The organism is Mesorhizobium sp. M5C.F.Ca.IN.020.32.2.1 (genome assembly GCF_004023105.1).
Lineage (GTDB): Bacteria > Pseudomonadota > Alphaproteobacteria > Rhizobiales > Rhizobiaceae > Mesorhizobium > Mesorhizobium wenxiniae.
Map to the genome: position 1 here is coordinate 1 of NZ_RZSX01000267.1, position 7,196 is coordinate 7,196.

4 protein-coding genes and 4 pseudogenes are annotated in these 7,196 nt (G+C 62.0%); 4 read left to right on the forward strand and 4 right to left on the reverse strand.

What is annotated here, in order from left to right; all coding sequences use genetic code 11:
• Positions 1-519: pseudogene (locus tag EOA86_RS15305) on the reverse strand (3-methyl-2-oxobutanoate hydroxymethyltransferase); the annotation flags it as partial.
• Positions 520-702: 183 nt separating this feature from the next.
• Here EOA86_RS15305 and EOA86_RS15310 point away from each other — a divergent pair.
• A pseudogene (locus EOA86_RS15310) lies at positions 703-1,145 on the forward strand (hypothetical protein); the annotation flags it as partial.
• Between the two features lie 517 nt (positions 1,146-1,662).
• Here the strand turns inward: EOA86_RS15310 and EOA86_RS15315 are convergent.
• The 3 genes from EOA86_RS15315 to EOA86_RS15325 form a co-directional block, all read right to left on the reverse strand.
• Positions 1,663-2,943, reverse strand: coding sequence for an FAD-binding oxidoreductase (locus EOA86_RS15315; RefSeq protein WP_128342394.1), 1,281 nt, complete (start codon positions 2,941-2,943; stop codon positions 1,663-1,665).
• 471 nt (positions 2,944-3,414) lie between these two features.
• A complete protein-coding gene (locus tag EOA86_RS39395) occupies positions 3,415-3,714 on the reverse strand; it encodes a hypothetical protein (protein WP_206630030.1) in 300 nt (99 codons plus the stop codon).
• A 255-nt stretch (positions 3,715-3,969) separates the two neighbouring features.
• Entirely contained in the window at positions 3,970-4,563 is a 594-nt protein-coding gene (locus EOA86_RS15325; RefSeq protein ID WP_091600641.1) for a GNAT family N-acetyltransferase, read from the reverse strand.
• Positions 4,564-4,822: 259 nt separating this feature from the next.
• Here EOA86_RS15325 and EOA86_RS15330 point away from each other — a divergent pair.
• The 3 genes and pseudogenes from EOA86_RS15330 to EOA86_RS40290 form a co-directional block, all read left to right on the forward strand.
• Positions 4,823-5,372, forward strand: a pseudogene (locus tag EOA86_RS15330) (transposase); the annotation flags it as partial.
• A 616-nt stretch (positions 5,373-5,988) separates the two neighbouring features.
• Positions 5,989-6,153: a hypothetical protein gene (locus tag EOA86_RS38635; protein WP_164891763.1), complete on the forward strand. Its 165-nt coding sequence runs from the start codon at positions 5,989-5,991 to the stop codon at positions 6,151-6,153.
• A gap of 591 nt (positions 6,154-6,744) precedes the next feature.
• Positions 6,745-7,132 (forward strand): annotated as a pseudogene (locus EOA86_RS40290) (transposase); the annotation flags it as partial.
• Positions 7,133-7,196 lie beyond the last annotated feature (64 nt).

Genomic DNA, 7,196 nt, shown 5'->3' on the forward strand with positions numbered 1-7,196 from the left:
CACCGCAAGCGCGTCGCTCCCGACGCGCTCAGCATCACCACCTCTGCCCTGGACGCGGTAGCCGCCGAAGGTATTGACCGCCTGTGGCGTCAATCCGACATGGCCCATGACCGGCACGCCGCGCTCGGCCAGAAACCGGATCGTCTCTGCCATCGTCTCACCGCCTTCCAGCTTGACCGCCGCGCAACCGGTTTCAGCCATGACGCGTGCGGCATTGCGGAAAGCCTGCTCGGGGCTTTCCTCGTAGGAGCCGAACGGCATGTCGACGATCATCAACTGCTGCAAGCCACGCCGCACGGCCTGGCCGTGCATGATCATCATTTCGAGCGTCACGCCGAGTGTCGAGGGCAGGCCGTGGAGAACCATGCCGACGCTGTCGCCGACCAGAACCACATCGCAATGGGGATCGACAGCCGGGCGACAGGTGTCGTGTAGGCAGTCAGGCAGACGAGCGGCATCCCACCCTTGCGCGAGAATATCCGGCGGTGTGATCGCCTTGGTATCCCCAACCGCACTCAATCGACCCTCCTTCCCCGAGGTAAACCGACCGCGGCTGTCGCGTTTGCCACATTTTTGTGCAGGTGCGAAGAGTTAAAATCGCGGCGGCGCGCGGTGTTGACGCGCCTACGGTCATCGTAGAAAAATCATTAAATCGGTTCAGCCGCTTTGGCGGCAGAGCTCTGCCCAACCAGTTCAGGAATCATGGACCATCAGGCAAAGCCAACCAGGAAACGCAGATCCGGCGCCAGGCCAACGACGTCAAAGCGGACCTGATCGCGGTCGTGGTTGCCGTGACGAATGGTGAGCCACGCGTCCTGACCATCGGGCAGGCTATTGCCTTGCCGTCCGGGCCATCTGAACTCGACCATCGCTCTTTGCAATCGGGGCTAAGAGCCTGGGTGGAGCGGCAGACCGGTCATCCACTGGGCTACATCGAGCAGCTCTATACCTTCGCTGACCGCGACCGGATCGGTGACGAGCAGGTGCAGCGCGTGATCTCAATCAGCTATCTCGGCCTGACGCGGGAAGAGCAGGCCGAAAGGTCCGCACCGCACGGCTGGCGGGGCTGGTACGATTATTTCCCGTGGGAAGATCACCGTGCGGGGCCGCCGTCTGACCTGCCCGAGGTTCTCATACCCCGGCTTTTGTTCGGGCGGGTGGTTCACGTAGCCTCCTTCGCGCATAACCAGCTTGCAAGGGCTTTGAGAGGGAGCTTCGAAATTGGGCCACTGGAGCGCATTTCGGGCAGTGATCCCTTCGATTTTCTTTCAAGGTGGGACTGAAGGCGAGCGTTCTTCCCGCTATTGCATCATTTGAATCATTTTCGCTGCCCGCCAGCGTTGCGCTGGGCCTTTACCCGGCCTTCCGGGTGCGCGATTTGGGCGCGGCGATGGTCCTGCTTAAGGTGTGCCTGGCATCGGACGCATAGCGATCCCGTTCAGTCGCTGGCTTGCATCGGCGCCACAAGCTCGTCGAGCACTCACAGGCTGAAGCATCCCCAGTTATAACACGCGATACGAAATGTCTTCTGCGATGGAGCAGGCGCGCGGGATCGAGGGCGAGGCTTGCAATTCCAATGACGGGTTACCTACCTGAACATCGTGCGTTTATCCCGTAGTGGCGCCTGCCGAGCTCGCGAGCTTGTGCGCCCCGCGACGGGTATTAGCGCGCCGGCGGTAGATGCGCGATCTGCGCACCGAGCTCATAGTAGCCCTCTCTGATGGCCCGGAAGGGGGCGTTCTGCGCCGGGGACACGGGCAGGAACATCCCATCGAGCCGCAGCTCGCCGCTGATATGGCGGGCGAGCTCGCGGCCGAACACGGTGCCCGGCGCGATGCCTCGTCCGTTGAAGCCCGTCAGCGCGATCATGTTTTCCGCTGGGGCGTGAAGGCGGGGTAGATGGTCGTTCGTCATGCCAATCCGACCGTACCACTCATGCTCCAGCTCGACCTCACCGATCTGCGGGAAGAGCGCCCGGATACGCCGCCGCGCCCAGTTGCGATGGATCACGGTTCCGGCGCCGCGGAGCGCGCCGACGCTGCCGACGATGAGGCGGCCGGCATTGTCTGTGCGAAAGGCGGTCAGCACGGTGCGGGTGTCCCACGCGCCGTGCCCCTCGGGCAGGATCGTGCCGCGGATGCTGTGGCTCAGCGGCGCAGTCGCAACATGGAAGAAGGGCAGCACCACTTGCTCGCCACGCAGCTCGGGAAAGATGCGCGACGTGTAGGTGTCGGTCGAAAGAACCGCCCACTTCGCCCGGACGGTTCCACCTTGCGTGGCGAGCCGCCAGAGGCGGCCCTCGCGCCCGATGTGCTCGACCGGGCTCGCCGTAAAGACGGTCGCGCCGGCGGCAATCGCCGCACCAGCGAGGCCGCGCACATAGGCGAGCGGCTGGATCGTCCCGGCACGCAGGTCGAGGAGGCCTCCGGGGAAGGCTGAGGTGCCTGTCTTGGCACGCGTCTCCCCGGCGTCGAGGATGTGCACCGGGGCGCCGAGCGCCTGCCACTGCCGAGCTCGCTCCGCGATCTCGGCAACGCCCTTCTTATCGGCTCCACAATGGATCGTGCCGGCCCGCTTCAGCTCGCACTGCAAGTTGTGCTTGTCGACGATCTCGAAGACGGTGCGTGGGGAATCGCGCAGCAAATTAAGCAAACGATCGCCATAGAGCGGACCGAGCGTCTCCTTGAGCGCCGAGGGCATAACCCAAAGGCCCGCATTCACCAACCCGGTGCTTCGCCCGGCGGCGCCAAAACCAATTTCGGCTGCCTCGATCACGACAGTGTCCAGGCCCCGCTCGGCAAGGTGGAGCGCGGTGGATAACCCGGTGTAGCCTGCGCCGACGATCGCGACGTCGGCGACGAGGTCACATCCCAGCCTCTCCGTCGCAGGCGGCGGCGGAGCTGTCCGCTCCCAAAGCCCATGCGACCGTCTATCGTTCAGCATTCTTTCCGCTCCCACCCCTTGTATGGGGCTTTCGCTGTTAAGGGGTATTTTTTCGATCGCATCCCTTTGTTCGACGGTTTGCGGCCATCCCTCCGTCCCGACCTACTTTCTGCGAAGGGCCGTGCGCAGAGCCCTGTCCAGGATGGCCGCTTCCGGCACCGCAGCCGGCGCGCAGCGTCCTGGACAGGGTCGAGCACGGCGCCATCGTTGCCCAAAAGGGGGGACCTCCTCGCGGTTGGATCATCGATGGTATCGGTCAAGCGGCACCGGGCCGATCGGGCGGATTAGCGCAAGGGGCGATCTGAGGGGGGACCTGCCAGCATGACGCCAGGGCGCCACAACCTTGTATTCGGCGGATCGCAGCGATCCGAACCCATGATGCAGTCATGCGCATCGGCGGCAAGGCTCCTCGGTGGCGGTTCCCATCCTCTCCCGCGTGCATGGATGTCCATGCCATAGATGCTTTACGGGTCACCGCCGCCTCGGATCATCTGGCATTGCTTCCGCTGTCGGCGGATGGATGCCCGGACCTTTGTGTGTCGTGTGCTCCTTAACTGTGTCATCCGATCGTTCATGGACCGGGCGCAGGATGGCCGTCCGGCACCTCGCCGCTGCCACATAGCGCCACAGCGCGATCAGCAGCTTGCGCGCCGGGGCCACGATCATGGTGTTGCGCAGGTTGCGCTGGAGACCGGCGGTGCGCTGCGCGAACCACTGCGCCAGGGCGCTGCCCTTCTGGAACATCAGCCACCGCCAGGCGAGGTGGATCATGCCGCGCCTGACCCGCGTATTGCGGGCCCGCTTTCTCGCGCCGTTTGGAGCCGCTCTCGTCCGGCGCGCCGGTCAGCCCGGCATAAGGCCACTGCGCGACGATCGCGCAGAGTGCGCGACAGGATCTCTTGCACCAGCATGCCTGCCGTCTCGATGCCAATGCCCATCATCCTGCTGACCACGACAGAAGCATGATCCCAGCGGCGTGATGATCACTCGAAGGGACTTGACGAGTAAGGGCCCAATACAGAAGCACTACTGATCTGGAATAACGTCTGGATCTGTGTAGGCCGAAACAAGTAATTCGTCCGTTTGGACAACCGTCGTAGGAAATACCTCGAAATATTGCATCATCATGTTGTTGCAAATTCGGTCCCTGACGTAGCAAAGGCCGACTTTCGGAGCTGCACTAAGCGCACGCGTGTTCGTTGGGCGAATGAATGCAGTGACCTTCTCAAGCGTTAAGCGCTCGAAAGCAAATCGTAATGTTGCCCTCCCGGCCTCGGGGGCGATCCCATGCCCAGCGGCCGCAAGGTGGAAGCAGTATACGAGTTCGACGTTATGTGGATCTTCGGGCAGATTCGGGCCACTGCACATCAATCCACAATAGCCAGCGAATTTTCTGGCTTCGCCTTCATCCTTGACAAACACCATCCATAAGCCGAAATGATTGTGCTGCCAATGATTGATAAACTGAAGCAGTGCAGCTTTCGACTGCTCTAGCGCCGGATAGACTCCATCTCCGACAGCGTTTACCACGAACGGATCGCTATGAAGTCCATGTAGAAGAAGCTCGTCGCTACGCGACGGCGGCCTTAGGATTAGGCGCGGCGTTTCTAGGATGTACATGAGAAGATCCCTTTTCCGACCCGGCAATTATCACTGACCGGCACAACAACAAACGTGGAACCATAATCGCCTAGAATGCGCTTTCCTTGGGTTAAAGTTCTAAGAAATCTCTGCAATAATCTTGTTTCTGGCGTGCTGACGGTTCTTCGAATTTGCTGACAGGGGCGGCTATTGCACGCTGATGATGTTGCTGAAGCTGGTCCGGGCGTTGCTGGCCTACAAGCGGGCGAGCCACGGTGTGTTCGATGCTGCGAACTTCCCACACCCCGATGAGGAGGATCGTCGCCGCATCACGCGTGAGCGCATGGCGTTGACGAACGAGCGCGTGCACCACGTCAACAGGATCAAAGGCCTTCTGTTCACCCCGGGCGTGTCCGGCTACGAGCCGCTGCATCGCGACCAGCGTCTCGCCGGCACCGGCGATGCTGCTCAATCTAAAAGGCATCGGGCCGGAGTTCGCATCCTGTGGTCGGAGGGGCTGTCGCGTCACTTTCGACAACGGACGACGGGTTGCCACCTATGCGGGCTCGCGCCGACACCCTGGTAGATCGGCGCGGTCGATCATGATCAAGGGGTCTCGAACTCGGGCAATCCAAGGCTGCGAACGACGCTGATCCAGCTCGCCTGGCTGTGGCGGCCCATGAACAGCGATCGGCGCTCACCTTTGTGGTTCGAGGATCGGGTGAAATGCAACGGCGGCCGTCTCAAGAAGACGATGATCGTCGCGCTTGCCCGCAATTGCTCGTCGCGCTGTGGAAATACGTCAACGCCGGTCCGTCATCAAGGGTGCGGCCATGAAGACCGCCTGACGCGTTAGCCAAACTGGAATTTCTGCAATCTTCCAGGACCCGATCCAGAGTCCTGGCGGATCCAGGTGGACGAACCGACTACTGGTATGGCCTCAATAGGCCCGTACATTAGAACGGTCTCTTCCTCCTGAGCCCTTGTCCGCCGCAAGCGGGATGTTGGTGCCGCTGTCTCGAACAGCGACCGTGTATAAGTTGGATCTGGCTCGGATAAACGAGCCGCGTCACGCAATCGGGCTCATACCATGGATTGGCCAACCGAACCGAGGAAGTGAAAAAATGTTGCCCTCACACACCCTTCCCGCGACCCTTCCTCACATAAGCGGCTGGCGGAGGCGCGGAGCCTTCGATCTGCGCAGCGCCGGAGCCGGTTGCGGTGAAGACCTCGGCGAAGGCCGCCGGGGGTCTGGTAGCCGAGCGAGGATTGCAGCCTCGCGGTGTCGTACAACTCGACCACGCAAGGCCCACAGGACCGATGTTGAGCGTGAGCTTCTTCACCCATGGCATCCCTGGGCTGAGCGGCGAGCCTTATCCATGAGGTGATCGAGAAGGGTGACGTGGCGGTCTTCCGCTGCACCCTTTGTGGCCAGCCATTGCGCCGGTGGCTGGAGATGCCGGCGTGAATCTGTTTTCGAACCCGAACGACGCCAAGACGGTGCAGACGCCGCAATGGCAGGCACTGCCCGCCGACGCGTCTATCAGTGACGAGGCTGATGGTCAGCTGATCCTCGATCACGTCGACAGCGACCGCACTCCAGCACAGGAGGCGCGTTATGATGCATGAGAAGATCAGGTCGCATCATCTGGAGCGCAATGCGATCCTGTATGTGCGGCAGTCGTCAGCCCAATCAGGTCCTGCACAATCGCGAGAACAGCATGCTTCAATACGCGATGCGCGACCGTATAACGGCGCTTGGTTGGTCTCGCATCGACACGATCGATGACGATCTCTGGCCGCTCGGCCGCCGGCACCGTCACCCGCGCCGGTTTCGACCAGATGGTCGCAGAGATCTGCCTTGGCAAGGTTGGTGTGGTTGCGGCGCGAGAGGTCTCGCGCTTTGCTGCAACAGCCGCGACTGGCAGCAGCTCATCGAGATGTGCCGCGTCGTCGATACCGATTGCTGCTGGGGTTGACGGGCAGTCTCAATGAGTACGAGCTCGATCTTCTGCGCCAGCGTTCGCTCTCGGCCCGCTACGACCCCGCCGTGGCGAACTCGTTGTTGCTGCCCCTGTCGGCTTCGTGAAGGTTGGTGATCGCCTGGAGAATGAAGCGGCCCCAAAATATCCGACAGGGACCCACCCTTATGTAAGAGCGAGTCTATCCCGACATTTTGACTAGAATTATCGACGAGAAGCCGATCCGCGCAGAGATTTTGCGGGCCCGGAGCGACGGCGCCGGCGCACCCCAGCCGAGAAGATGCGGATCGTTGAGGAAACTTATGCGCCTGGTGTGACGGTGAGCCTGGTCGCGCGCCAGCACGGCATCGCCCAAACCAGCTCTTCACATGGCGCCGGATCGCGGCACAGGGCGCGTTGACAGCTGCGGTTGCCTGCGAAGAGGTTGTGCCGGCATCGGACTACCAGGCTCTGCAGGCTCAGGTGCGTGAACTCCAGCGCGTTCTCGGCAATGAAGACGCTGGAAGCGAGAGCCTCAAAGAGGCCCTCGACCAGGCGAACCCAAAAAAACAGATGCTCCGCACGATGTCGCCGCCGAAGGACGGTTTGCGACGAGCGCGGTTGCCGAGACATTTGGTGTCGCGCGCGAGGAATGGCTGGCGTTGATCCGGGGCGCCCATGAAGGCTATGTCAGTTGGGAGCGAGCGGAGG

Coding starts and splice junctions, on each gene's coding strand:
- EOA86_RS39395 (WP_206630030.1), bottom strand. CDS start 3,714: ATGATCCACCTCGCCTGGCGGTGGCTGATGTTCCAGAAGGGCAGCGCC.
- EOA86_RS15325 (WP_091600641.1), bottom strand. CDS start 4,563: ATGTACATCCTAGAAACGCCGCGCCTAATCCTAAGGCCGCCGTCGCGT.
- EOA86_RS15315 (WP_128342394.1), bottom strand. CDS start 2,943: ATGCTGAACGATAGACGGTCGCATGGGCTTTGGGAGCGGACAGCTCCG.